This is a genomic window from Prochlorococcus sp. MIT 0701 (genome assembly GCF_000760295.1).
Lineage (GTDB): Bacteria > Cyanobacteriota > Cyanobacteriia > PCC-6307 > Cyanobiaceae > Prochlorococcus.
In genome coordinates this window covers 18,132-41,301 of the sequence record NZ_JNBA01000027.1, presented here as the reverse complement: position 1 = coordinate 41,301, position 23,170 = coordinate 18,132, and the positions used below count along the sequence as shown (strand labels likewise).

Genomic DNA, 23,170 nt, shown 5'->3' with positions numbered 1-23,170 from the left:
TGCTGGTTTTGTCGGGGCGATTGAGATTTTTATGACTGCCAGCCTGAGCCCCAGCCATCGCTCCGTGGATCCGTGTATGACGGATCATCGCTCGCAGGAGAGTGATGGGAGTCGGTCTTTGGCAGCAGTTGCTGATAGGCGGCTGCTGCACCTGGTGGCCCCTGAAGGGCAACTTCAGGTTTATACAGCCCCCTATCGAGGCAGTTTTTCTGTTGTCTTGAGTCAGGCGTTAAGAGCGGCTGGGCTGGGAAGTCGTGTGTTGGTGGCTCAGTTCCTGAAGGGAGGAGTGGATCAAGGCCCAGATGGGCGTGTGCACCTATGTGGGCGACTTGAGTGGCTGCGCCCTGCGGTTCCTGGCTGTCTATCTGAGCCTGCTTCAACGCTTGCCGTTAACTCCAGCGCGCCTGAGGCCGTGGAGGCCATTTGGCAGGAATGTCGGGATCGCATCTTGGCGAGTGATTTGGATCAAATGGTGTTGGATGAGGTTGGTCTGGCGATTGCTCTTGGTTATCTCAATGAAGCTGATGTGGTAACAACTCTGGAACAGCGGCCCGGGTCGATGGATGTCATTTTGACTGGCTCAGTCATGCCATCGATCCTGATGGCAATGGCTGATCAGGTCACTGAGTTGCGTCGTGGTTTCTAATGCTTAAAAACGACCGCTGGATCACCGAACAGGCCGCAGCAGGGATGCTTGAACCCTTTCAAGCCGGATTGATTCGACATCTTGATCCAGAGCAGCATCAGCGCCCTGTGCTCAGCTTTGGCTGTTCTTCCTTTGGTTATGACCTCAGGCTCTCTGCGAAGGAGTTTCTGATCTTTCGCCATGTACCAGGCACGGTGATGAATCCGAAGCGATTCAATCCTGCAAATCTCGAACCCACCCCTTTGCATCAGGACGAGGATGGCGAGTATTTCATCCTGCCTGCTCATTCTTATGGTCTCGGTGTGGCGCTGGAGAAGATGAAGGTGCCATCAAATATCACTGTGATTTGTTTAGGCAAGAGTACCTATGCCCGCCTTGGTATCATCGTCAATACAACCCCCGCCGAAGCCAGTTGGGAAGGGCATCTCACTCTTGAATTCAGCAATAGTTCTGGAGCTGATTGCCGTATCTATGCCAATGAAGGCATTTGTCAGCTTCTTTTCTTCGAGGGTGATCCCTGCGATACCACCTACAGCGATCGCCAGGGTAAATATCAACATCAGCCAGAACGCGTCACTCTCGCCAGGATTTGAACGAAAAAGATCTGTTGAATGCATGTCTGCTCTCAACAGATCTTTTTGATTTTGTAGACATTGATAGAGTGAAGCTACTGATCTCCACCACCACTTATGTCAGACAAGCAGCCAAAGTCAGGACCTCCTGAGGTGGAGACGAATACCTCAGGCGATTATCTCGGTGGATGGGGGCAGTTTGGCAACTCTTTTGTTTTGTGGGTGAGTGTTGCCATACTCGCCGCTTGTGTAGGAGTTTTGGTGTTCAGTATTAGCCTGCTGCAAGGTTAAGAATGAATTACTGCCAGATAATTCCATGAGGCGCAGTTTTCTACTATTGAGATTCTCTGCAGGCTTTGAAGTCCTTGGCGGGATTTTTGCTTTCGTTATGCCTGTTAGATTTTGCACACTACTTTTTGGCCATTCGATAGATAATGAACTGGTAGGTATTGCAAGATTATTTGCACTGGCAATTATTGCTCTTGGTTTTGCTTGCTGGGAAGCATCAAGCCATGCACCGATGCCAAATTCGAGGAAATCTCTTTGTGGTTATAACATTGCTGTAGGCATTTTATTAATGTCTATTGGCGTGAGCCAAGATGTAATTGGTGTTCTTTTGTGGCCAGGAGTATTTATTCATCTTGCAATAGGGTTTTTGCTGTTGCCTGGCCTTAGAAAGCAATAAAGCCTGTAGACAATAAAAGAGGTCTGATTGGTGTCGTTAAACGTTCAAATGGTGGGATGGAAAGCTAAGAGCAAGAAGCAAGAAAAATAAAGTTTAGCAAGGAATCTTGATCTCTTTTTGTTTCGATAGTCGCCTCAAGCAAAGCCCAGAAGAGTGGTATCCAGTTGCAATGAAGTTCCACGAAGCTATTTGCGAAAATATAACTCTAAGGACTAAAAGAAGTGGAAGACTAAATGCCCATTAGGATCATTCTATACAGTATTAGAATCTCGGCCACTTCCCGCAAATTTTTATCGGCTCAATAGGTTTGTTGGTTGCAGTTATTAATTGGCCGGCTGTCATAGCCAGCATTCACCCCGAACATCCAAGAGCGATCACCATTCAGCCAGCGATAACCAAAGCGGGTTGAGGTGGAGATGGTGGTACCGGCGACTTATGTATTGATGCTGCTGCTGGTGCCGTCGTAGTCAGAGAAGTTGGCATTGGCTAAAGCATTAATGAAGAAGGCGCTGTTCTCACCAACAGCAATCGGCAGAAAGGCACCAATCCCTGCTTGATTCGGTGTGCCTGCTCCTTGCAAGGCACCTTGAAAAACCCAGTTGAACTGCACAGCATCTTTAAGGTTGATCTCTTTCACGCCGAGATCATCTGCACTGCCTTCTTTCTCTTGAGCAGCTACTGGTTGGATGGGAGAGTTAGTTAGAGCAAGAGCAGCAACATAAGTAAGCGATAAGGAGAGACGAAGGGAACTCTGCACTTGGATTGAACGCTCAAAAGGGCACTCATTATCTGGCATGTTTTTGGTTGCAGCTATCAGGCCATGTGAACTGCAGTAATTGATCTTTTAAGCTTGCTCATGAGTTAAGTGGCATAGGAATCTATGCGTAAGGCTGTATCTAAGCAGAAAAATGATGGTGACAAATGATCACAGCTATTGGGATCTCGCCTCTGATCCGAAATCAGGAAATACCTAGTGTAGAGGCTATTTATTACTGAGTTGCTCCGGCCTTCAGGCAAGCTGTAAGAGAAGAAGCTTAATCTTCATAGATTAGATACAGGTGGAATCGTATCGGAAGGCATTGGTTAGATGATCAATTGGGCATCAATTCATGCGATCTAAGTTTTGCTGAGTTAGATCTATCAAGAGGGCGAGCTAGTTTAAAAGATTGGCTCTTTGCAGAAGGGAACGCTTTCACAAGGTGCATGATGCATTTCGCTCACCAGACTCCAGGGGCAGGCCTGTTGTGAGTACAGAAGGTTGTCGAGGGATTTTTTATATACTGCGTCACCCTGATGAGGTCCGTACCAATTTTTAAAGTTGTGCGATCTCCTTTATCGCACTTCCCTGATGGGATTTAAAGCCGCTTTGGATTCTCGTGACCCCTGTGCTCGTTATTTATTAGCGGAGAATGCTAACCCTGGCTTGAGAAGGTCTTCGATGCGAATATATTTTTCTCGCCTTGGATTTAGAATGCTCGGGATTAATCATCTGTGTTACAAGCTTTGGGGCTTGCCTTTGCAGTCTCGCTGAGCATTGCACTGCCGTCTCCTCGAGCAGAAACAGGCTGCATCGGAGGTTGAGCTAATGCAAGAGCAGCAGTGCCAGTAGGCGTTAAGGAGGGGCGAACGGAATGCTGCATGATTAGTTGCTTATCTATGAAGGAATTGTGGTTTGATGTTTGGGTTGTAATGCATCGCCACGCATACTCGCATGGTTGATAGTAAAAATCATCAGAGTACTTGACCGCTCAGAGCAAACAGTGATTGCCTAGGGTTTGGGATATTTGGCTTAAACAGATTACTATATAGTGGCTATAAGTTTTATTGAATCACACTTTTGCTGCTATTATATTACATTAATTGTAGGCATCTGATTGTCTGCCTTCATGCAAGCAAAGTAACAAATGCTTATCGTGCATGAACTCACAATTTCCAGTTAATTTTATTGCTAATTTGTGGACAAGTAAAGGATTGCAAGTAAGGATCTTTGTCAAGGTTATCCATTTATTTTGGCGTCTATGTCTTGGATTATTGCTTGCTTTTGCGTAAGTGCCATCGCTGGATGCCATTGGTTGGCAGGTGTTGTCGCAGCGCGACCGGAAAGTGAACAACAATGCTGGGCATCTCTAGGAGGAGGGGCAGGTGTTGCCTATGTCTTCCTGCATCTCCTGCCGGAGCTGGCCATTGGTGGCAAGGCACTTTCCGAAGCTCAAGGTATCAAGACTTTCGCGACGACGCCGGTTATCGAGGCATTTTTGTTTTTAGTTGCACTTATAGGAGTGACCTTCTTTTTCAGCATGGATGTGATCTCCTGGCAGAGCAAAAAAAATAACTCAATGGTTGCTTTGGTCCACGGACTTGCCTTTGCCTTGATTAACTACTTGTATGCCTACACCCTGCCCGCACTGATCACCACAGGCCGTCTATATGGTCTTCTGTTCACGGTGGCAATTTCAGCACACGTGCTGTTGGCGGATCGAACGATGGCTCGGCATCATCCGCTGGTCTACCGTCGTCGATTTCGTTGGTTGGGAACAGCTGCCGTTGTCTTGGGCTTCGCTCATGCGGCTCTACTTCCTCCGATCACAGATCTCACTCTTGCCATCGCAACAGCCTTCCTTGGCGGCGGGTTGTTGATCTCGGTGTTCCGCGAAGAGATTCCCTCTCCTTCGTCCACGCGCCTGTGGTGGTTTCTCAGCGGACTAAGCCTGATGACTGTTCTGCTGCTGAGGGCTCTCAGCCTTTACCATCACTAATATAGTCTATGTAAGATTAGTTGAGGTGATAGAGGTATTGCTTAGAAATGAGAAATTGATCGCTAGTGATGTAGTAACGAATAACTTATATTGAATCGAGTATCAGCAAATGGTATTTCTCTATTAGTATTTACAAGCCCAAAAGGCTTCCCCGCGATCGAGCTTGATCTGCTCGCTTAGTGCTAGAAAAACGTATCATCGATTGGATGCTAGCTTTAATGAGAAAGGACACCATGCCTTTATGCGTGGCTGGTAATGAGTGAATCTAATTACCACAAAAATCTCTACACAGCTTTTGGCTTGCAGATATCTAGTGATATTCAACTGCCTGAGTTGCGTACAGAAGTGAAGGCTGAGGCGGGTCCTGATCAGGTCATCATCGCTGCCTCAAGTAGGAAAGACTGGCCTGCCATTAACGCAAGTGATCACAGTACACCTAGCTTGCAAATGATTCCGGCAGATTGGAGATTAGAACTGGAGGGGATTGGTTGGTTTCGTGCCCATGAAGGTCGATTTATTAGTTGGCAGAGATGGGATGACAGCGTTAGTGATCGAGATTTGCGTACTTTTCTTGTTAGCAGTGCCCTTGGTGCCTTACTGATTCAGCGTGGCTTTTTGGTGCTAAATGGCACAGCTTTGGTTAAGGATGGAAAGGCTTTGCTGTTGTTGGGTTCTCCGGCTTCTGGCAAATCGACTTTGGCATGGTGTTTGCACCAGCAGGGATGGCAATTGTTGAGTAGTGAGCTCACTGTGATTGATGAGCAGGGGATGGTCTTGCCAGGAATGCAGCAGCTCAAGTTGTGGTATGACGCGGCAGAGGAGTTGATGCTCGATTGGCAGCAGTTACCTTTGGTACGTAAGGCATTGAAGCGTTACGCAATCTTGCCTCCGGACCTGTCTGTGGTTTCTGAGCCAATGCCGTTGGCGGTGATCTACGGACTCAACCGTCGAGAACAAAAAGACAAGAACAAGGAAGAGGTCAAAGACAAGGAAGAGGGTGCCGATGATCCTGATGCGATCTGTGCCTGGCAAGTAATCAGGCAGCAAGTTGCCTTGCTGCAGCTGCGTAACCAGGCTTTTCAGCCCCGCTTTTATCGTGGTATGGGCAAGGAACAGCAGTTGTTCATTCAAGCTGCAGCGTTAGTCAAGCGCGTGGAAGTGCATCGTCTAGCACTTCCGGATGGTGTGAAGCTGATGAAGAAAGTGCTGAAGGATAAGAGCCTTGAAGATCCAGTTTCACTGGCACCTAAGCAGAGCCAGGCAGAATCCCCAGAGGAGGAGTGATGACTGATCAAGACAACGGTTATTGGTATCTGGCGTCGTATCCGAAATCAGGAAATACATGGTGCCGGGTATTCATTACTGAGTTGCTGCGTCTTTCGGAAGAGGATGCAGAGGGGGAGCTCAATCTCAATCAAGATGTTGAAACCGGCTCGATTGCGTCTTCCCGTCATTGGCTAGATGACCAGTTGGGCATCAATACTTGCGACCTTAGTTTTGCTGAGCTGGATCCTCTTCGGGGGAGAGCGGGTGAAAAGGCTTGGTTGTTTGCCGAAGGCGAGCGCTTTCATAAGGTGCATGATGCCTTCCGCTCCCCAGACTCGATGGGCAGGCCTGTGGTGAGTACATCAGGTTGCAAAGGTGTTGTTTATATCATGCGCCACCCTGAGGATGTGGCCGTTTCCTTAAGCCATTTCTTCTCATGGGATCTGGCCAGATGCGTAGAGTTTCTGCTTGATCCGATGGCTGGGTTAGTGATGACGGATCGACATGGCGGCCATCAAGTTCGACAGTACATGGGGCGTTGGGGGCAGCATGTGATTTCGTGGGTGGATCAACAGCAGATTCCCGTGTTGGTAATGCGCTATGAAGATATGCTGGCCAAAGGCTCTGAGACTTTTTTGGAGTTGGCTAAGTTTCTTGACTTGCCTAATCAGCCGGAGTTGGTGAACCAGGCCTTGGAAAATACGTCGATTGATCGGCTCAAAAAGCTAGAGGATCAAGTAGGAGGTTTTTCGGAAAAACCGGAAGGATGTGAGCGTTTTTTTCGCTCAGGAAGAACGGGTGAAGGCGCAGAAAAGCTAAGCTTTGAACAACGTCAAAAACTTGCCAGTAGCTTAGATGTGGTGATGAAACGTTTTGATTACAGAGGGCCACAGGATGGCTGATTGTGAGGTTGAGTTTGTATTTGGCAGAGCCAGTGCACAACTATTTGAAGAGTTATCGACTTTTTGGCAAAAGCATCAGGCTTCAATTCAACAGGAGATAAGGGGGGGGGGCATTGTAGATAAAAGTTCAAAGACTGGTGAAAAAAAAAGGGGTGCTCCACGTCGTCAGCCTGCCGTAATTGCTAGAGATGCGTCAGGATTAATAGTAGGTATTGCTTTCGTATTATTGCGACGGTTAGACGGATCAAAGAACCTAGGCAGCCATGCTTATATTTATCGAATGTATATAGTTAAGAGCTGCCGTTCTGCAAGGCTGGCGAATCGTATGTGCCAGAATTTTGTGGATAACTTTCTTGCTGCTTCAGTTGATCGTGATCATCGTTGCAGTTATCTGATCAGCAAAAATATAAACCCCAGATTGAAGAATTCTTTCATTCGTAAATACTTTATAAAGTTAGGATTCCGAATGTTGGGTATAGATGATGACGGTTTTGAGGTTTGGTGCCTGCCTTTGAAAACGACCTATGTATTGTAAGCCCAATACTAAGCTGTATGCATTTTGAGAGATGTACATAACTATAAACTGTCAGGAGATAAGATTTACTGGCATCGCGATTGATTGTATAGATGTGAATGTGCGGCACTTTGTGCTTCCTGAATAGGGGGCAAAGCACTAGTATCGGTTTTGTGATCGTAAGATGTCACGCTTGCAATGGCTTAGATGAAGGCTGCCAACTCAATAATCCTTGATAATGTAAATTGAATGATGTCAGGATTGAATAACTTCTTTCTCGATGGCGATGCTTAAGAAAGCATCAACTTCACTTCTACAATTTGCAGGATCAACCTCATAGGCATCTGTTAATTTATCGCAAATCTCATTTGCTGTTAATGGTGATTTAAGTAGTTGCCAGATTTCAGAACCTGTCGAGTTAAGGATAAGGTAGTCACAGGTTTCGGACTGAAATAAAGCTGTCTCGCCATCAAGATCAGTGAAAATAGCTTTAGGATTGCGCTTGTAAGTGCATGATTCAGGGGTGCTATTCATTCCTGTCATCAGCTTGAAGAGGCAATAGCCTTATCGTAGAATCAAAATTATACTGTAGATGTAATGCGCTATGTATGACTGCTTGTGGCTGTGCTGTTTTGCATAGGAGCACAACATGTACTAAATTATTGACAATTGCAGTCATGCCAGCCGAATGATCTAGTCTAACCCTAGTTGTGATCAAGGCTATTGATTAAGGATTTATCGATATGAGCAATACTTCTACGCCTTGCCTAATGCTTTTAAGTTTTAAATCATTGATCATCATTTTAGTAAGCCATGATTGATCCTCAGTTCGAATACTTATCAGTCCCTGGGTTTAGTATCGCTAAGGCTCTTCTTTCGCCACCTGAATCAGAGCTGAAGAAGATGAATGGCTTTATGCAAAATCTTCAAGATAGGAGCGATAAGTCTAATAAATAGTTTTGGGATCAAAATGGAGGCATGGCTCATTTGCATAAGCTAGAACAATTTAACTGACTTATAATTGAAGTTGAAAAGCTTTCAATTAGATATCTTCAAGACCAAGGATATAATATCAGCCAAATGGCTTTGTTTCATCAAAAGTCTTGGCCTGTTATAACGAGAAAAGACCGTTCGATAAAGAGACATGCGCATGTTAATGCTGTATTGGCTGCTGTATTTTACTTGAGATGTTTTAATGATGCGGGTGGCAACCTAATCTTTCATGTCGATAGGCCTAGTCTTCCTAATATACCTAAAATCGATTCTGAGTCGATTGAATTCCCTGCATTGATTACTAAAATATCACCTCAGCCGTTTGACTTAGTGATCTTTCCTGCTGGTTTGCCGCATTCAGTGACTGTATACGAAGGAAAGCTGGCAAGGTGGAGTATCTCTTATGACATTAGTATTGCCGCTAGTGAGAAACTGGGGTAGGGCAGTTCGGAAGCAGTGGTCATTCATCCAGCCTATTGGAGAGAGTTTACTTGCCATAAAACTACTGAGGAAGAATAAGAAAGTACTTTGAATACTTCACTGTAGCTTGATTTATTTTATCGTTATGGTCGATAGTCTGCTTGCGATATCTTGTTCTAGCCTTATGCGATTAGAGTCTTAGTTGGCGGAGAATATTGATATTCTGCTTGATCTATTTAGGCGATATAGTTATATTAGCTGATGGCTCAAGTGCTCATACAATGGCTCATCATGTTATCGATATTTGCTTATCAACTACTTTTGTATTAGCCATGGCTCATTGGCCCAATGGTCTCTAAATCGTTTTGCTTCTCTATTCTTTCTTGTGATGCGTTCAGGGTGCTTATTGCGCCTACACCGGCGAACTTGGGTAGGGGTTGGTTTTGAATCAGAGCGTCAGTTAATTGCTGTAGTTGTTCTTGAGTGCGTGCCCCCAGTGAGAGACCCTGCAGTTTGCCTTTGTTATCGAAGAAGTTCAGCTGGGGAATGCCGTTGACGTCGTAGCGATCGACAAGGTCTTGCCAGCGGGGGTTGTCGACGTTCACCAGCACAACGTCGAGCTGGTTTTCGCTTTCACGTTCTGTTGTGAGCATGGCTGGGGCCATTTCACGACAGGCTTGACACCAATCGGCATAAAATTCGATCACGGTCGGTCGACCATTGTTGAGTGCGACATCTGGGTCGAGAGAGCGTCGTGCCAGTTGTTCGAGCGGAGCCTCAGCATTGAGGCCGCCCCGCAGCAGGAAAAGAACGACTGCTAAGCCCAATGCTGTGAATAGCAGTAACAACCTTTGGCCTTGGCCGAGAGTGGAAGAGGGGGAACTTCCGGTCATGATGGGCAAGATTCTCGATGCACTTTGGCAGGTCTGTTTTGTTGTTGTTGCTCGCTTCAATGGGCTAACTGTTCAGAAGTGAAGCGTCTTTTCACCATTCGTTGAGGTTGATGCTGATGCTGCGTCTCCTCGTTTTGCCCTTTCGTGCCCCCTCGTTGCTGTTGCTCTTTGGGGTGGCGGTCGTTATGGGCAACCATTGGTCGCTGCTTCAGTCTGAGCAGATAGACAGCCTCGGCCTTGATGTTGAGCTCTTCTGGATTGTTGAGGTCCTTCAGGCGATGGTGTTGGTCGTGATTTGCACGATGCCGGATCTGATCTTGCGTCAGGTCTCCTTGTTAATGGCTGCCAGTCGTGCAATCAGTTTGGTGGTGGTTTTGTTGTTGGTGATCACCGCTGGCCTGTACCTACTGCACCTGAGCCTGCTTGCGGATGTTCTCATCCTTGCTTCTGCGGTATTGCTTGCGCGCTTGGATCTCACTCGCATTCGTGTGGTTCCACCACCGGTTGTGATGGCGATTGCTCTGGGGTTGATTTTGCTTGGCGGGATATGGATAGGCCAGCAGATCTCTACGCCTTTACATCCCAGTCTCGCAGAGCTTTTTGGTGGATAGGCCTAAATAGCTCCAGAGGTTGCCGAGAACCTTTTTTGTATACAGGCGTGTCTCTGGGTAAGGGATTCGTTCCACCCAGAGCTCAGGGTCCGCAGCCAGTTCTGGGGTTAGCCAGTCGGCTACTGCAGCGGGCCCGGCGTTGTAACTGCCCACTGTCAGCCATGGATTGCCTTGCCAATGCTTCAGCAGCATTGCTAGGTAACGCGCCCCAAGGTCAATATTGGTTTCAGGCGTTGCCAGCACTTGCTTGTTCAGAGGGCTATCGCTGAGTTCTGCCGCTGTTTCCGGCATCAGTTGCATCAGCCCTATTGCGCCTACTGGAGACTCCACGCCTGGCGAGAAGCGTGATTCTTGCTTTGCTATGGCCAGCAATAGTTCAGCTCGGACGTCACTGCGGTGACTCGCTTTCTTGATCTCAGGCCAAAAGCGATATGGATGTTGGCTGTGATGGAGCAGTTGGCGTGTTTGGCAGTCCTCTCCTACGAGTCGCAGGCTTGTTCGCCAGAGCTGACTTAGCCCCATCCAGTCATCGCCGACGGCCATCCTGAGCCGCCCTTCCACCATCCTGGTGTTCGGATCATGTTGTGCGCGATCGGCTTCAACCCTCAGAGTCCGCCACGTTTCCCAGGCCTCCATTGCGAGACCAAGTCGCCAGAGTTCGTCTACAAGCTTTTCTCCACTGACTAGTGGGCTCCAGGATGGGAGCTCAGGGTTCGAAATTGATACGGGTTGCCCTTGCAGTGCAGGAAGATCAGCTCGACCAAGGCGTGCCTGGGCGCGCCAGGTGTAGTAACCATTGGGATGGGATCGGAGGAGCTTTTCCCAGATCTGGGTAGCCTCTCGATTGCTGCCCTGCTTGGAGGCAGTGAATCCGATCCAGAACTGTTGCCTAGCGGCGAGAGGCTCCGGCAATTTTTGGGTTGGGATGCTTTTGAGAATCGATTGGGCCTTGTTCCATTCCTCTTTCAGCAGAGCTTCTCGGCTCAGATCCCATTGCAGTTGCCAGCTAGCAGGACTATCAGGCCAGCGTTGAAACACATCGTCCGCTTGGATCCCATTTTCGAGGCGTACGCGGGCTGCCGCCACGCTGGGGGAACGATCAGCAAGGGCAGGCGGCAAGGACTCCAGCAGAGTCGCCTTCGGATTAAGAGGTTCACTGAGGAGACTCACCGCTTTAAGGCTTTCAGCAGCCTCTGGATGGTCTTGAGCCAGCTTCAAGAGCAGAGATTCGCCCTCGAGTTGTTCCTCCTTATTGCCTCGTAGCAGTGTCTGGCCAATGGCTAGGGCTGTTGCAGGATCAGGGGGTTGTTCTTTTAGGCAGCTCAGGGCTGTTCTGCCGTCGCCTAGTTGTGCCAGACCAAGGGCCAGTTCTTGTCGTTCTTGGTTTGAATGTCCGTTCCTTGCCGGAGGGCTGCAGGCGCTGCGTAGGACTTCTGCGGCACCAGGCCAGAAGACCCCCCAACGCGTGAGGTGAATGGCTCTTTGATGGCGACTGTTGCTGGCATCCAATTCAATGGCGCTGGCTAGTGCTGCTGGATGAGCGGGATGTTGCTGGAGTAGTTGCTGTCGCAGTTCAGGGTTATGGCGCCCGAGGCTGTAATACGCATCAGCCGCCGTCGTCGTGTTTGGAAAACGTTTCAGCAGGCTTTCCCAAAGATGATTGGCCTTTGATTTTTCCCCAAGACGCTCGGCTGTTTGGGCTTGCAGTTTGAGGGCAACGGCTGCTAATGGGCTGTTCCCCCAGCCTTGGCCGGCCAACAACCTCTGATGCCTCAGGGTTGATCCTTTTGTCTTGCTCACGAGCAGCAATGAGGCATCTCGGCGTTGCTGGGGATCGATTGACCAGCGATAGGCCTGCCAGAGCTCGGTTTGCGACATTCTGGGAGTAAGTCGCTTCAGCTGTGGTTTTAAAAGGGCTTGCCCAGCGAAGCTTGCCGCCAAGCTGAGTAGGGCTGTACCTCCGAGTAGAGGGAATCCGCGAAAGGGGTTCGCGATCACGCCAGAGCAGAAACTGTTGGCATTCTGTGGCGATGAAGTCCAGATGTGTGATCCAGTCTTCGCAAGGATTTATTCGGTTTGCTCAGGCTCAGCGCTCTGAGTGTGCACCCGTTGCGGAAGCGACATTATTCGTTGGGGGATTGCGCTGGCTTTGGCCAATGCAGTTGCGGCCTTGATGGATTGTGGCTTTGGTTGTGGTTTGAAGTGTGCCTGAGCTCGTCACTTTGCTCTCGGCCCCCCATCCTTTTGGCGTTGAGACTGTCTTCGATCATGTCCCCTCTCGATTGAGTCTCAGGCTCATGCCCTTTAACCTTCAGTCCACTTTTGAGGCCTGATGGTCTTTGCTGCTCTTGACCCCTTAGGTGTTCCCCTCGGGACGGCCCAGGCCAGCTTCGGCACAGATGGCATTCGCGGTCGGGTCGGAACGTTGCTGACGCCTGCGTTCATTTTGCAGGTGGGCTACTGGTGTGGTCAGGTGTTGCCTGAACAAGGCCCGGTGTTGATTGGGATGGATTCCCGCAGCAGTGGGGCCATGGTGGCTTCGGCATTGACGGCTGGTTTAACCGCTGCAGGTCGGGAAGTGTGGACCTTGGGCCTATGTCCCACTCCAGCTGTGCCTGGATTAATTCGCAAGCTTGGCGCTGCAGGCGGTTTGATGGTTTCAGCAAGTCATAACCCACCTGAAGACAATGGCATCAAGGTGTTTGGGGCCGATGGTGCCAAACTCAGCCCAGCAAAGCAGGCTCTCATCGAAGCGGGCCTTCGCGGCGAGGCCATTGGTGACAAAGGTCGACCAACGATCACGAGTTGCGGCCCTGCTTATCAGCGCGACGAGCTTCTTAGCCACTATCGCGATGCCCTGCTTGCCTCAGTGCTGCATCAACGCCTGGATGGAGTGCCAATTGTGCTTGATCTCTGCTGGGGAGCGGCAACAGCCTGTGGTGCTGAGGTGTTTGCGGCCCTTGGGGCTGATCTCACTGTGTTGCATGGTGAACCGGATGGAAGACGCATCAATGTCGGTTGTGGTTCTACCCAGCTCGATCCGTTGCGTCGAGCTGTGATTGAGCGCGGCGCGATCATGGGCTTTGCCTTTGATGGGGATGCTGATCGGATGCTGGCTTTGGATGGAGAGGGTCGCGTCGTCGATGGTGACCATGTGCTCTACCTCTGGGGATCAGACCTTCAGGATCAGCAGGCTTTACCTCAACAAAGGCTTGTGGCCACGGTGATGTCGAATCTCGGATTTGAGAGGGCTTGGCAGCAAAGAGGTGGGATTCTTGAACGCACGCCGGTAGGTGATCAGCATGTCTATGCCGCCATGGTGGAGAGCAATGCGGCTTTAGGTGGTGAACAGTCTGGCCATATCCTTTCAGCAGCTCATGGCCTTTGTGGTGATGGTGTGCTCACTGCTTTGCAGCTTGCCACCCTCTGTCATGGCAGGGGGCTGAGTCTTGCTGAGTGGTTGGATCAGAGTTTCCAGGCGTTCCCACAAAAGTTGGTCAATGTGCGCGTTCCTGATTTGGAACGACGTATGGGTTGGCAGCATTGTGAGCCTCTGCAGGAGGCGGTCTTGGCGGCAGAAGCAGCCATGGGTGAAGACGGCAGAGTCTTGGTAAGGGCGAGTGGAACGGAGCCGTTGTTAAGGGTGATGATTGAAGCGGCGGATTCTGCTGCTGTGGAGTTCTGGACAGCACAGTTGGCCGACCTTGCCGAGCAACACCTCAATCGGGGTTGAGTTTGAGTTGGCGGAGTGCAAGCTGCAGAGCACCATCCAGGGCATCCCCCTGGCCTTTGATCCAGCTTGCAGTAGGCAATCGCTTGGCAATGGCTTGCTCGATCAGCTCGCGAAAGGGTTGTAGATGTTCAAAGGCTCCGCCGTTGCCACAGATCTTGGGAGCCGATAGCTCAAGGCTTTGGGCAACGCCTGCGATCGCTTCGGCGATGCAGTGGGCTGATTGTTCAAGGATCGCAATGGCATCCTGATCGCCTACCTGAGCTTCTGCAACGACGAGTGGCGCGAGTTGAGCAAACCCGGCAGCACCGAAACTGGGCTGCACAACAAGGGCTTTGATAGCTGCTGCCGATGAGCAATTGAGAGCGCGCCAGAGTTTTTCGCGCAGAGGTCGATCGGGGATGCGGCCATCGGCCATGCGCAGGCTGAGCTGTAGCCCCTTTTGTCCGAGGTTTTGAGCTGAGCCACCCTCATCAAGTAGCCAACCCCAGCCACCACAGCGTTGTTCTTTCCCTTGATCGTTTCGCCCGATGCAGATCATGCCGGTGCCACTGATCAGCACAATGCCTGCGTCTTGGGGGAAGGCCCCATGCAGGGCTGTGCGTTCATCCCCAGTTGCTAGGCATTGGTTTGATTGGATGTTTAGACAACGCGCGAGCAATTGCTGCGCTTGCTCTTGCAGTGGGGTGTCATGTTCTATTCCGCTTGCTCCGACGGCCGCTGCAGCGATCAGAGCTTTTTCAGAGCTCAATCCAGCATTGCCGACAGCCTTGCTGAAGCTGCTTCGCAGTGCTTTCTCAAAGCGTTCTTCACCGTCAGAGGCCTGCAGGTGAATAACGCCGCTGCCGATGCCCTCTGCAATCGGCAACCACTGATTTTGATGCCAGCGGCTTAGGCGGCATCGGGTTTGGGTTTGGCCTGCATCAAAGCCTGCAAGCAAAAGGCCGTTCACGCTGTCTGTTGGAGTTGCTTTTGTTCTGGCTGTGTTTGGGCCAGTGTGGCGAGGCAGAACCAGCCCACGAGTTGAACCTCAGGTCGAAAAAAAATGGTATCTGTGATGCCATGCACCGCAAGCCCAGCAATGGCGGCCAGGCTTGCTAGAGCGGGGAGGGCCAGCGGATTGTTTGAGGTGAGGCCAGCGAGGCCCTTGCGCATGCTGGTGATTACTAGAGCGAGACTTGCAATGAGGCCAGGTAGTCCGGTCTCGACAAGGATTTCCAGGGGAACAGAGTAGGCACTTAGGGCGTTGAATTTGGGCTGTTGAAAGAGCGGATAGATACTGTTAAATGCAGCGTTGCCAGGGCCAATCCCCAGCCACGGGCGTGCCTGAATCATTTCAAGGCTCGATAGCCAAACGTTGATGCGGAAGTTGTTAGAGCTGTCATTTCGCCCTGCGATCAAGCTTGTGATTCGGGTGCGGATGGGCTCAATCTGGGTTGCGGCTATCACCAGCATGGCTGTGCCCAAAACAATCACGATTAGGGGCAGCAGACGACGCCAGACGAGAGGCCAGTGGCTGGTACTGCGCAACAGCAGCAGCACCAAAATCACAGCTAGAGCGGAAAGCATGCCTAGCCATCCACCACGGCTGAAGCTGAATAGGGTTGCTGTGATGCCAAGCCCTAGAGCGACCATCGCGTAAAGCTTTGCCCCCAAGCCTTGCCATCTGAGTAGGGCTACTAAGGCCAGCGGCAGGATGGGTATGAGATAGCCGGCTAGCAGGTTGGGATTACCAAGCGGACCATAAATTCGCACTGTCCCTGCAGCCACTGAATTGGGATCTGCCCAGTGGGCCATTTCCTCAGCGGGGGCATAGAGCTGCCTGATTGCGATCACAGAAGAGATCAGTTCGCCGGTTAGTAGGGCAGCCACCAGGCGATCCCACCAGTCGCTCCTGGTGGCTAGTAGCTGTCGCATGAGTGCGTACACCCCCAGGTAGCTGATTAGTTTGATCAATCCTTTGGCAGCTGCCAATGGAACGGGTGAGAATCCTGTGGCGAGCAATGCAATAGCGAGAAACACAAGTAACCAGCTACTGATGCTTCCAATTCGACCAGCTGGTGTCACGCAGCCCCAGATGATCCATAACGCTCCGGCCGCGAGGATTGTTAGTCCAAGCCCGGTTCGAGTCAGCATGGGCAGGGTTGCTAGGAGCATCATCAACAGCAACCCCGCAATCCACTGCAGGCGCATTTGCATCGCCTCAGAGGAGGGAATGCGTCCCTGCCAGCGCAGTAGCAGGGGCTGTGGGGCCGCAGTCTTAGGCATCAGCCGTCGGTATGTTCTTCTTCACTGGAATTATCGACCTGTTGCCATAAAGCTTCGAGGCTGGACAGCTCAGGAGCTTGTTGGTCGTTGCGTTGGTAGAGCCTGCGGTAAACCTGCAGGCCTTGATCGAGCACGTAACGTTCTCGCTCCGTCGGCACGGGCAGTGGGTTGGTCCTTTGCCAGGCTTGGGAATCATCTCTAGGACGCTCGAAACAGTTGCTTTGTTCAATCAGCATCACCATCGGTTCGATAACAGACAGCACATCACTCTGGATAAAGAGTTCACGGCCTGGTTGCAGGGCTGTTGCTAAGGCGATTAACAGGGAGGGTTGCAGCACCCTGCGCTTCTGATGACGACGTTTAAACCAGGGGTCTGGGAACTGGATGGACACCCATTGCAGCTGATCTCTAGGTAGGGCATCAAGCCATTGCTCAAGGCTCACATTGACGTTGCAGAACAAGAAGCGGAGGTTGTCGAGTTTGCTTTCTTGTCGATCCCTTTCCGCTGAAAGTACAAGCGGGTGGCGAATCTCAACACCCACATGATTCCACTCTGGTTGAAGTGGAGCCAGGCCTAACAGGAAGCCACCTCGAGCACAACCGATGTCGAGATGGAGAGGGCGGCTGGATTGCTTAAACATTTCTTCCGGGCTTGGCAGCGGCCTGGGAAGTTGGAAGAAACGGCTGAGGGGATTGACGTGCTGGCGCACACTTAGAACGATTGGGTTGGTTCCGAGGCAGAGGGGTCATGCCTAAGCAGACCCCAGCAAGCCGTGTAACCGTGAATGTGGGTAGCGCCTCCGGCAGGGCCGATTTCACCGTTGCAGAACACCCCAGCTATAGGTAGTTCTGCCATCAGTTTGCGTGCGATGTGTACATCACCATTGGGTACGCCGTAGAGGCCATGTCCTCGCCCGAGGCAAGCCATTAATAGGCCGAATAGAGGGGGGCTGGTATTGCGCTCTCTTGCGGCACCGAGCAGTTGCTCAGATTCCTGCCGTGAGGCCTCAGCTTCCCGCAGCTGAAATTGAACGTTCTGGCCAGCTCTTATTTGCTCGGCGACGGCAACGGCACCATTCTTGGGATCTACTCCGATCAGGTTCCTCACCAAAAAAGCTCCTTGAGGCTGAGGGGCTCCGGTTCCTGCTAACACCAGATCGCGTCGTTCTATTCCCAAAAAAAGTGAATGCCGAACCATCTCTCGTTCTTCTTCTGAGAGATCATCTAGCACTCGCTGTAGGCAGGCCATCGGACTGTCTCGCTGGTTTTCGTGACTGAGTTCCAAAAGAATATTTTTTTGCACCTGTTCAATCGCGAACACAGGCCCAATCGGTTTGCAACCCTGTGCGACAACGACTTCCAGATTCCAGTCGCCCCCAAAGCTGCAGCCAACGGCGCCCATGACGACGCGGTCGTCAAAGAACAGGGAGCCATGAGGGGCATTATGAGGGCCGGCAATGCCACCGAGTTTGGTGGTGGTTGGGTAGGCGTAATCCAGGCCGCTAATGAGATCATTGATTGAGGATGAGCTGGGATCCACAAGCAGCAGCATGCTGCGGGTATTGAAAGGATCAGAGCCAACCCATTCTTGCCAGTGCTGAGCTGGTCCATCTAGGTCTGGTAATGACTGGGTTTCAAGGCAGAAGGGCTTGAGAATGGCTCCTGGCAGCTGCAGCATGGTGATGCTGAGAGCAGGTTCTTTTTCGAGTTCTGAGGCATTCCCTTTGGCTGTGGTGCCAATCACGCCTCCACCAGCACACCCCAACCAGTGCGTTGCTTTCAGTCGACGCTGCAATAAAGGCAGCAATCGCGGTAGATCGCTGGCGTAGTGGGTGGAGGCAAAGACGAGTGCTAGATCGGCCGAGGTGCCCCCCGCCAGGGCTGCTGCCACCTCGTTGACCGCAGCCTCAAGGGAAGGTTGGCTGGACAATGCCGTTCGGCAGCTCGCCTGGGATGAGCGGCGTCTGAACCAATTGAGCGGAGAGAAGGGCTCCATGAATTGGACCCTAACAACACTGACGGAACTCAGGCCAGCATTGATAATGACGCCTTCACGAACCTCCCAAGTGCCTGAACTCCCCTATCGCACTCTGGTCTGGCTTACCTACCGCCTTGCGGCGATGTTTGCGCTGGGCCTGCCATTTGTTTTGTTGATCTGGGCTTCGGTGCGTCGGGAGGCTTCGATGGTGCGTTTACTGACCATCTATTGGAAGATTGCCAGTTTGTTAGCCATCAGCGTGCTGTTGCTGACCGATCAAAGGCCTATTGGTTATCTGACGACCTTCTTGGCCCCCTTGTTGATGGTGGCTTCAGTTTGGTTTTGGGTGGACCTTAATGAGGAGCTTGCCGATTTACCCCCCTGGCGGCCTCTGCCATTAACGGTGCGTATTTGGCGCTGGGCTCTGAGCGGATTCGGTCTAATCGCGGCGGCTATGGCGTCAACCAGTCTTGCTTGCATGAAGGACGTTGCAGGAGCTAATTGTCGCGTCTGGTTTGAGGCTCCGCAGGGGTTGCATCGGGTTGCGGAGCGACTGTTCGATTTCGTTTTCGGTGGACAGTGGACCGAAGCGGTCGCCGCATTTATTGGTTATGTGGCCTTGGTGGCTTATGTCGTGGGCTTGCTGCAGTGGCTTCTGGTGCGACTTCCCCGTCAGGGTCGGGTTGCTGGTGAATTCTGACCCTATTGCCTTTGATGCGATAGAGGAGCTGTGAGCAAAATCACCTCAGGTCTTGCGGCGCGTCAACACAACACAGAGAACTTGCGGAGAAGCTATGTGCATCGAGGACAGGTTGTCCTCACAATCAAATCAGGACAATGACATTCGACAAAGCCGAGCTGATTACCGACAAGTTCTTTACGCTTATTACTGCAATTTGTATTGCTGCGGTTATCTGTGCGTCACCTTCCGCAGAAGCTAATACAAATTCGAATGCAGGCCTTTTAGAGCAGGCCAGCAAAGAAGAGACATCTTTTCTATCTGGTTTGCCTGACGTTGACCCTCTCCCATTGCCGGATTCTGCCACTGGAGCTTTTTGATGGAGGCTTGATCATTGAATCCATTGCTCGATTGAATGATTATTCGGCTCCCTTTCGATGCTTTGAGTTTTGCTTTTCAAGCAGAATGTTCAATGACTGCTGCTCTGGATGCGACTGTGCTGCTGATGAGCTGATGTCATCACCGCATTGACTTGGATAAGCCTCTGGATATCGCTAGTGACGCAGAGGCTCAGTGCTGATGACATTGGTGGTGGCATGGTTGTGATGGATGGTGAGATGTCGTGGAGAGCACTTTTATTGATGTTCGAGCACGCCCACGCAGCGACCGCAAAGTGTGGGATGTGTCGTGTGCTGGCCGACATCAGTTTCGTAGTGCCAACAACGTTCGCATTTGCTACCGCGAGCCCTGGCAACCTCGATCGTCGCCAAGGTGTTGTCCTGACTTGCTAGTACTTCTGCCCATGGTTCACCACCTAGTTGTAAGTGAGACACCAGCAACCAGTCGCGCAATCCATCCACATCGGGATCTCCTTGTTGCCTGAGCCAGTCGAGTGCTTCCTGGAGCGCTTCGCTGTGTGCTTCCAATCGGACAGCTGCTTCAAGTGCCGCACCCAGCTCCTGTTGACTTCGGCAGTCTTCTAGAACGCGGTTCACGGCGCTGCGCAGTTCACGTAGCTGGTGCATTGGCGCCATCATTGAGGGGTCTCGCCAGGTCTCTGGGACCGTGGGCCATCCCCTACGAAAGACAGAGTCTTCAGCTACTGAGTAGGGCAGGTTCTGCCAGATGTCTTCGGCCATATGACATAGCACCGGGGAAATGGCGCCAGCTAGACGCTCAATGATGAGAGCCATCACCGTTTGACAGCTGCGTCGGCGACGCTCGGATGGTGAGCTCACATAGAGCCGGTCCTTGGCAATATCGAGGTAGAAGTTCGATAGGTCGACCACGCAGTAGCTCTGGAGTAACTGGAAGAAGCGATAGAACTCGTAGCGATCAAAGGCCGTTGAGATCTCATCCATGACCTCAGCTGTGCGTTGCAGCATCCAGCGATCGAGTAGGGGTAGCTCTGGCACGGGAATCGCATCGCGCTCGGGATCGAAGTCGTGCAGGTTTCCGAGCAGATAGCGGGACGTGTTACGCACCTTGCGATACACATCTGCGAGTTGACGCAGAATGCTGGCTCCGATCGGAACATCGGCGGAGTAATCCACAGAGCTCACCCATAGGCGCAGAACGTCGGCGCCGTAGGGAGGTTCTTGTTTCTGGTTTTTGCCACCGTCGATAATCACCGCTGGATCGACGACATTTCCTAGCGATTTGCTCATTTTTCGCCCCTTCTCATCGAGGGCGAAGCCATGGGTGAGCACCTGCCGATAGGGAGCTTGGCTGTTGATGGCTACGGAGGTCAGCAAAGAAGACTGAAACCAGCCCCTGTGTTGGTCAGAGCCTTCTAGGTACAGCTCGGCAGGGTAGGTGAGGCCATCTTGTTGACTGGCAACAGCCGCCCAACTTGACCCCGAGTCAAACCATACGTCCATCGTGTCGGTTCCTTTGCGCCATCGTTCAGCTTCTGCGGCATAGGCCGGTGGCAATAGCTCGACTTCGTTGCGTTCCCACCACACGTCGGCACCATGTTCTGTGATCAGGGCCTTGATATGAGCAAGGGTCTCGTCGTTCAACAGCACCTCATTGCCTTCTCGCTCGTAGAACACTGGAATCGGTACGCCCCAAGTGCGCTGCCTGGAAATACACCAGTCGCCCCGTTCTCGCACCATCGCTTCAATGCGATTGCGGCCCGAGGCTGGTAGCCACTCCACGCTGTTGATGGCTGTCAATGCTTCATTGCGGAAGCCTTCGACAGAGGCAAACCATTGCTCTGTGGCGCGAAAAATGGTGGGTTTCTTTGTTCGCCAGTCATAGGGGTAGCGGTGGGCATAGGGTTCGTGCTTCAGCAGAGCACCTCTTTCCTCAAGTGCCGCAATGATGGTGGGGTTGGCGTCTTTGAGCACGTTGAGACCAGCGAATGGACCCGCCTCACTTGTCATTGTTCCGCTTTCGTCTACTGGGCAGAGCATGCCCAGGTCGTTCTTTTGGCCTGTATTGAAGTCGTCGACACCATGGCCTGGGGCCGTGTGCACAAGACCAGTTCCCGATTCGGTGGTGATGTATTCACCACCGATCACGATCGGACTGTCTCGATCCAGTAGTGGGTGTTTGTAGATAAGACCTGCAAGAAGGGCTCCCTTGACAGTGGCGCGAGCTGTGAGTTCCAGCGCGAGGGTGTCGCGTAACGATGGCAACAATTCAGCGGCCACTAGTAGTAGTCGACCTTGGTTGTCAACTGCAAAGGAGTAGTCGAGTTTCTCGTTGACCGAAACCGCAAGGTTGGCGGGAAGAGTCCAGGGGGTGGTGGTCCAGATTGCAATTTGAAGAGCCTGGCCGAGTTCGAGGCCGTTATTCGGTAGCTCCAGGCCCTGATTGCTAAGAGATGTGCGCAAGCTCTCGGGCAGTTTCGCTGCTGGAAAAGCAGCGTAGACACTTGGACTGGTGTGACCGTCTGGATATTCCAACTCCGCTTCAGCAAGGGCTGTACGGGAGCTGGGACTCCAGTGCACCGGCTTGAGTCCCCGATAGATGTATCCCTTTTGAAACATCGTGCCAAATACTTGGATTTGGGCGGCTTCGTATTCCTTCTGGAGCGTTAGGTAGGGATGCTCCCAGTCGGCCCAGACGCCCCAGCGGCGGAAGCCTGCCATTTGGCTGTCCACTTGCTTGCGTGCAAAGGCTGCGGCTTTCTTGCGCAATTTCAGTGGTGTGAGTGCTTCGCGCTGCTCTTGATTGAGGTTCTGCAACACCTTCAGTTCGATCGGAAGGCCGTGGCAGTCCCAACCGGGCACGAAACGCACTTGACGGCCACGCAGGATTTGATGCTTGTTGATGATGTCTTTCAGCACCTTGTTGAGGGCATGGCCCATATGCAGGGCTCCATTGGCGTAGGGCGGCCCGTCATGAAGGGTGAAGTTTTGGCCCTGATTGTTCAGGCCAAGCTGTAAATCAATGCCTTGTTGCTTCCAGAACTCTTGTAACTCTGGTTCTCGTTGGCTTGCATTGGCGCGCATGCCAAAGCTGGTTTGCAAGAGGTTGAGAGTGTCCTTGTAGGAGGTTCGTGCAACACCATCCGGGTGTTTTTCCTGGGTCACGGTGTCACTGCAGCAGGAGAGATTATCAATGGAAGGCTGTTTCGATTCAGTTTTTACCGCTGGAGTCTCTTGAATGTCTTCAGTGTCTGAAGTTGTTTCTGGTTCGCTATCTGTTGGGGCCTTGGTGGGAGCCTCTTGGGGGATGTCTTTGGGCTGTTGGGCTTGAGATGGCTGTTGAGCTTGAGATGGCTGTTGAGCTTGAGATGGCTGTTGAGTTTGAGATGGCTGTTGAGTTTCAGTTGGCTGTTGAGTTTCAGTTGGCTGTTGGTCAAAAGTTTGCTGTGGCTTTGAAGTCTGCTGCTGGCTTGTTTTCTGCTCTTGGCGTTCTTGAACCTTTGCTTCAGGGTGTGTTGAGTCTTTAGGGGAGTCAGTTCTGCCAACGTCAACAGTTTGTTTGCTCTCAGCGGGTTGCTGATCTTCTGATTGATGCTCAGCGGTCTGCTTGGGGGCTAACGATGTCTTGAGGCTGGTATTGGCTTGAGCCGTAGAACTTTCTTTAAGTTCAGAGTTGGTTTTTGCTTGATCGGCTGGTGTCGCCTCGGTTGACACCGCTGGGGGAATGTTGGCGGCTTGTTGATTTGCTGATGAAGGTTGGTTTGTAGATGGCTGTTGCTCAATAGCTGGTGCTGAGTTTTGGACTGCGTTTGGTTCAGGCCGCACCCATTTCTTATTGCTTGCGTTTGGTTTTGGCTGCACCCGTTCGATCAACCCGTTG

24 protein-coding genes and 1 pseudogene are annotated in these 23,170 nt (G+C 51.5%); 14 read left to right on the top strand and 11 right to left on the bottom strand.

Annotated elements, in window-relative coordinates; translation table 11 throughout:
• The first annotated feature begins 31 nt into the window (after nucleotides 1–31).
• The 4 genes from EV12_RS06455 to EV12_RS06445 all read left to right on the top strand — a co-directional run bounded on the left by EV12_RS06455 (nucleotide 32) and on the right by EV12_RS06445 (nucleotide 1,903).
• Nucleotides 32–646, top strand: a complete 615-nt coding sequence (locus tag EV12_RS06455; protein WP_036913882.1) for a cob(I)yrinic acid a,c-diamide adenosyltransferase — start codon at nucleotides 32–34, stop codon at nucleotides 644–646.
• A complete protein-coding gene (dcd, locus tag EV12_RS06450; RefSeq protein WP_036913549.1) occupies nucleotides 646–1,239 on the top strand; it encodes a dCTP deaminase in 594 nt (197 codons plus the stop codon). Before EV12_RS06455 ends, dcd begins: the two co-directional genes overlap by 1 nt.
• A 96-nt stretch (nucleotides 1,240–1,335) precedes the next feature.
• Nucleotides 1,336–1,509 (top strand): hypothetical protein, encoded by a 174-nt coding sequence (locus tag EV12_RS14165; RefSeq protein WP_193742171.1) that lies wholly within the window; start codon nucleotides 1,336–1,338, stop codon nucleotides 1,507–1,509.
• 25 nt (nucleotides 1,510–1,534) lie between these two features.
• Nucleotides 1,535–1,903 carry a hypothetical protein gene (locus EV12_RS06445; RefSeq protein ID WP_036913547.1) on the top strand — a complete coding sequence of 123 codons (369 nt, stop codon included), beginning with the start codon at nucleotides 1,535–1,537 and terminating at the stop codon, nucleotides 1,901–1,903.
• A gap of 304 nt (nucleotides 1,904–2,207) precedes the next feature.
• On the opposite strand, the pseudogene EV12_RS06440 reads toward EV12_RS06445, so the two are convergent.
• Both EV12_RS06440 and EV12_RS14160 read right to left on the bottom strand, forming a co-directional pair.
• Nucleotides 2,208–2,660, bottom strand: a pseudogene (locus EV12_RS06440) (carbamoyl-phosphate synthase); the annotation flags it as partial.
• A gap of 724 nt (nucleotides 2,661–3,384) precedes the next feature.
• Complete coding sequence (locus EV12_RS14160) at nucleotides 3,385–3,543, bottom strand: hypothetical protein (RefSeq protein ID WP_193742170.1); 159 nt, start codon at nucleotides 3,541–3,543, stop codon at nucleotides 3,385–3,387.
• Between the two features lie 378 nt (nucleotides 3,544–3,921).
• On the opposite strand from EV12_RS14160, the gene EV12_RS06435 reads away from it, so the two are divergent.
• From EV12_RS06435 to EV12_RS06420, 4 genes are all read left to right on the top strand, one after another.
• Complete coding sequence (locus EV12_RS06435; protein WP_036913545.1) at nucleotides 3,922–4,659, top strand: hypothetical protein; 738 nt, start codon at nucleotides 3,922–3,924, stop codon at nucleotides 4,657–4,659.
• 255 nt (nucleotides 4,660–4,914) lie between these two features.
• Nucleotides 4,915–5,943: a hypothetical protein gene (locus EV12_RS06430; protein ID WP_036913542.1), complete on the top strand. Its 1,029-nt coding sequence runs from the start codon at nucleotides 4,915–4,917 to the stop codon at nucleotides 5,941–5,943.
• Nucleotides 5,943–6,827, top strand: coding sequence for a sulfotransferase domain-containing protein (locus EV12_RS06425; RefSeq protein ID WP_036913536.1), 885 nt, complete (start codon nucleotides 5,943–5,945; stop codon nucleotides 6,825–6,827). Before EV12_RS06430 ends, EV12_RS06425 begins: the two co-directional genes overlap by 1 nt.
• Nucleotides 6,820–7,362, top strand: a complete 543-nt coding sequence (locus tag EV12_RS06420; RefSeq protein WP_036913534.1) for a hypothetical protein — start codon at nucleotides 6,820–6,822, stop codon at nucleotides 7,360–7,362. Before EV12_RS06425 ends, EV12_RS06420 begins: the two co-directional genes overlap by 8 nt.
• Nucleotides 7,363–7,596: 234 nt before the next feature.
• Here the strand turns inward: EV12_RS06420 and EV12_RS06415 are convergent, their stop codons facing one another.
• Nucleotides 7,597–7,875 (bottom strand): PqqD family protein, encoded by a 279-nt coding sequence (locus EV12_RS06415; protein WP_036913533.1) that lies wholly within the window; start codon nucleotides 7,873–7,875, stop codon nucleotides 7,597–7,599.
• A 546-nt stretch (nucleotides 7,876–8,421) separates the two neighbouring features.
• Between EV12_RS06415 and EV12_RS14940 the strand changes: the two genes are divergently transcribed.
• Nucleotides 8,422–8,775: a putative 2OG-Fe(II) oxygenase gene (locus EV12_RS14940; protein WP_036913531.1), complete on the top strand. Its 354-nt coding sequence runs from the start codon at nucleotides 8,422–8,424 to the stop codon at nucleotides 8,773–8,775.
• Between the two features lie 305 nt (nucleotides 8,776–9,080).
• Here EV12_RS14940 and EV12_RS06405 read toward each other — a convergent pair whose 3' ends face one another.
• Entirely contained in the window at nucleotides 9,081–9,647 is a 567-nt protein-coding gene (locus EV12_RS06405; protein WP_036913529.1) for a thioredoxin family protein, read from the bottom strand.
• Nucleotides 9,648–9,763: 116 nt separating this feature from the next.
• On the opposite strand from EV12_RS06405, the gene EV12_RS06400 reads away from it, so the two are divergent.
• Complete coding sequence (locus tag EV12_RS06400; protein ID WP_081939906.1) at nucleotides 9,764–10,258, top strand: hypothetical protein; 495 nt, start codon at nucleotides 9,764–9,766, stop codon at nucleotides 10,256–10,258.
• Here the strand turns inward: EV12_RS06400 and EV12_RS06395 are convergent.
• Nucleotides 10,223–12,256, bottom strand: coding sequence for a lytic transglycosylase domain-containing protein (locus EV12_RS06395; protein ID WP_036913525.1), 2,034 nt, complete (start codon nucleotides 12,254–12,256; stop codon nucleotides 10,223–10,225). The two genes, EV12_RS06400 and EV12_RS06395, sit on opposite strands and share 36 nt — an antisense overlap.
• Before the next feature lie 32 nt (nucleotides 12,257–12,288).
• On the opposite strand from EV12_RS06395, the gene EV12_RS14155 reads away from it, so the two are divergent.
• Both EV12_RS14155 and glmM read left to right on the top strand, forming a co-directional pair.
• Entirely contained in the window at nucleotides 12,289–12,432 is a 144-nt protein-coding gene (locus EV12_RS14155; protein WP_193742169.1) for a hypothetical protein, read from the top strand.
• Nucleotides 12,433–12,590: 158 nt separating this feature from the next.
• Nucleotides 12,591–13,991: a phosphoglucosamine mutase gene (gene glmM, locus EV12_RS06390; RefSeq protein ID WP_036913523.1), complete on the top strand. Its 1,401-nt coding sequence runs from the start codon at nucleotides 12,591–12,593 to the stop codon at nucleotides 13,989–13,991.
• Here glmM and EV12_RS06385 read toward each other — a convergent pair.
• Genes EV12_RS06385 through EV12_RS06370 form a run of 4 tightly spaced genes read right to left on the bottom strand, consistent with a single transcriptional unit; the run spans nucleotide 13,978 to nucleotide 18,252 of the window.
• Nucleotides 13,978–14,940 carry an N-acetylglucosamine kinase gene (locus EV12_RS06385; protein ID WP_036913520.1) on the bottom strand — a complete coding sequence of 321 codons (963 nt, stop codon included), beginning with the start codon at nucleotides 14,938–14,940 and terminating at the stop codon, nucleotides 13,978–13,980. The two genes, glmM and EV12_RS06385, sit on opposite strands and share 14 nt — an antisense overlap.
• The gene (locus EV12_RS06380; RefSeq protein WP_036913517.1) at nucleotides 14,937–16,256 is read right to left on the bottom strand and encodes an IctB family putative bicarbonate transporter; all 1,320 of its coding nucleotides are present in this window, start codon (nucleotides 16,254–16,256) and stop codon (nucleotides 14,937–14,939) included. Before EV12_RS06380 ends, EV12_RS06385 begins: the two co-directional genes overlap by 4 nt.
• Complete coding sequence (gene trmB, locus EV12_RS06375; protein ID WP_036913514.1) at nucleotides 16,256–16,966, bottom strand: tRNA (guanosine(46)-N7)-methyltransferase TrmB; 711 nt, start codon at nucleotides 16,964–16,966, stop codon at nucleotides 16,256–16,258. Before trmB ends, EV12_RS06380 begins: the two co-directional genes overlap by 1 nt.
• Before the next feature lie 2 nt (nucleotides 16,967–16,968).
• Entirely contained in the window at nucleotides 16,969–18,252 is a 1,284-nt protein-coding gene (locus tag EV12_RS06370; RefSeq protein WP_036913510.1) for an FIST signal transduction protein, read from the bottom strand.
• A gap of 70 nt (nucleotides 18,253–18,322) precedes the next feature.
• Between EV12_RS06370 and EV12_RS06365 the strand changes: the two genes are divergently transcribed.
• Both EV12_RS06365 and EV12_RS06360 read left to right on the top strand, forming a co-directional pair.
• Nucleotides 18,323–18,934 carry a DUF3177 family protein gene (locus EV12_RS06365; protein WP_036913879.1) on the top strand — a complete coding sequence of 204 codons (612 nt, stop codon included), beginning with the start codon at nucleotides 18,323–18,325 and terminating at the stop codon, nucleotides 18,932–18,934.
• A gap of 137 nt (nucleotides 18,935–19,071) precedes the next feature.
• Entirely contained in the window at nucleotides 19,072–19,293 is a 222-nt protein-coding gene (locus EV12_RS06360) for a hypothetical protein (protein ID WP_036913507.1), read from the top strand.
• Nucleotides 19,294–19,382: 89 nt separating this feature from the next.
• Here the strand turns inward: EV12_RS06360 and EV12_RS14815 are convergent, their stop codons facing one another.
• Together EV12_RS14815 and ileS are read right to left on the bottom strand one after the other, a co-directional pair.
• The gene (locus EV12_RS14815; RefSeq protein WP_255327644.1) at nucleotides 19,383–19,511 is read right to left on the bottom strand and encodes a hypothetical protein; all 129 of its coding nucleotides are present in this window, start codon (nucleotides 19,509–19,511) and stop codon (nucleotides 19,383–19,385) included.
• Between the two features lie 37 nt (nucleotides 19,512–19,548).
• Nucleotides 19,549–22,455 carry an isoleucine--tRNA ligase gene (gene ileS, locus EV12_RS06355; protein WP_036913876.1) on the bottom strand — a complete coding sequence of 969 codons (2,907 nt, stop codon included), beginning with the start codon at nucleotides 22,453–22,455 and terminating at the stop codon, nucleotides 19,549–19,551.
• Nucleotides 22,456–23,170 lie beyond the last annotated feature (715 nt).

Bases quoted from the DNA above. Each gene is read 5' to 3' on its own strand.
- EV12_RS06455 (WP_036913882.1), top strand. From the start codon at position 32: ATGACTGCCAGCCTGAGCCCCAGCCATCGCTCCGTGGATCCGTGTATG.
- dcd (WP_036913549.1), top strand. From the start codon at position 646: ATGCTTAAAAACGACCGCTGGATCACCGAACAGGCCGCAGCAGGGATG.
- EV12_RS14165 (WP_193742171.1), top strand. From the start codon at position 1,336: ATGTCAGACAAGCAGCCAAAGTCAGGACCTCCTGAGGTGGAGACGAAT.
- EV12_RS06445 (WP_036913547.1), top strand. From the start codon at position 1,535: ATGAGGCGCAGTTTTCTACTATTGAGATTCTCTGCAGGCTTTGAAGTC.
- EV12_RS14160 (WP_193742170.1), bottom strand. From the start codon at position 3,543: ATGCAGCATTCCGTTCGCCCCTCCTTAACGCCTACTGGCACTGCTGCT.
- EV12_RS06435 (WP_036913545.1), top strand. From the start codon at position 3,922: ATGTCTTGGATTATTGCTTGCTTTTGCGTAAGTGCCATCGCTGGATGC.
- EV12_RS06430 (WP_036913542.1), top strand. From the start codon at position 4,915: ATGAGTGAATCTAATTACCACAAAAATCTCTACACAGCTTTTGGCTTG.
- EV12_RS06425 (WP_036913536.1), top strand. From the start codon at position 5,943: ATGACTGATCAAGACAACGGTTATTGGTATCTGGCGTCGTATCCGAAA.
- EV12_RS06420 (WP_036913534.1), top strand. From the start codon at position 6,820: ATGGCTGATTGTGAGGTTGAGTTTGTATTTGGCAGAGCCAGTGCACAA.
- EV12_RS06415 (WP_036913533.1), bottom strand. From the start codon at position 7,875: ATGAATAGCACCCCTGAATCATGCACTTACAAGCGCAATCCTAAAGCT.
- EV12_RS14940 (WP_036913531.1), top strand. From the start codon at position 8,422: ATGGCTTTGTTTCATCAAAAGTCTTGGCCTGTTATAACGAGAAAAGAC.
- EV12_RS06405 (WP_036913529.1), bottom strand. From the start codon at position 9,647: ATGACCGGAAGTTCCCCCTCTTCCACTCTCGGCCAAGGCCAAAGGTTG.
- EV12_RS06400 (WP_081939906.1), top strand. From the start codon at position 9,764: ATGCTGCGTCTCCTCGTTTTGCCCTTTCGTGCCCCCTCGTTGCTGTTG.
- EV12_RS14155 (WP_193742169.1), top strand. From the start codon at position 12,289: ATGAAGTCCAGATGTGTGATCCAGTCTTCGCAAGGATTTATTCGGTTT.
- glmM (WP_036913523.1), top strand. From the start codon at position 12,591: ATGGTCTTTGCTGCTCTTGACCCCTTAGGTGTTCCCCTCGGGACGGCC.
- EV12_RS06380 (WP_036913517.1), bottom strand. From the start codon at position 16,256: ATGCCTAAGACTGCGGCCCCACAGCCCCTGCTACTGCGCTGGCAGGGA.
- EV12_RS06370 (WP_036913510.1), bottom strand. From the start codon at position 18,252: ATGGAGCCCTTCTCTCCGCTCAATTGGTTCAGACGCCGCTCATCCCAG.
- EV12_RS06360 (WP_036913507.1), top strand. From the start codon at position 19,072: ATGACATTCGACAAAGCCGAGCTGATTACCGACAAGTTCTTTACGCTT.
- EV12_RS14815 (WP_255327644.1), bottom strand. From the start codon at position 19,511: ATGCCACCACCAATGTCATCAGCACTGAGCCTCTGCGTCACTAGCGAT.